Source organism: Ensifer sp. LC384, from assembly GCF_001695865.1.
Classification (GTDB): Bacteria; Pseudomonadota; Alphaproteobacteria; order Rhizobiales; family Rhizobiaceae; genus Ensifer.
In genome coordinates, this window is sequence record NZ_MBST01000086.1 from 1 (window position 1) to 455 (window position 455).

Consider the following 455-nt stretch of genomic DNA (forward strand, 5'->3'; position numbering starts at 1 on the left):
AAGCGGCTGGCGCCGAGGGTGGCGGCGGCCTCCTCCACTTCCTTGTCGATCTCCTCCATGATCGGCTGCACGGTGCGGACGACGAAGGGCAGGCCGACGAAGATCAGGGCGATGACGATGCCGGCGGGGGTAAAGGCGATCTTGATGCCGAGCGGCGCCAGCAATTGTCCGATCCAGCCGTTGGGGGCATAAAGCGTCGCCAGCGCAATGCCGGCGACCGCCGTCGGCAGCGCAAACGGCAGGTCGACCATGGCGTCGATCACCCGCTTGCCGGGGAAACGATAGCGCACCAGCACCCAGGCGAGGATGACGCCGAACACCAGATTGACGACCGCGGCGACAAAGGCCGTGCCGAAGCTGATCTCCAGCGCATTCAAGGTGCGGGTATCGAGCGCCAGCGTCATGAACTGCGACCAGCCGAGGCTGCTCGAGCGCCAGAGCAGGCCCGACAGCGG

At 66.6% G+C, this 455-nt stretch carries 1 protein-coding gene; it reads right to left on the reverse strand.

The annotated features are described in order from the left end of the window. A partial coding sequence (locus tag BC363_RS31945) for an ABC transporter permease subunit (RefSeq protein WP_141690518.1) occupies positions 1–455 on the reverse strand: 455 nt, incomplete at both ends.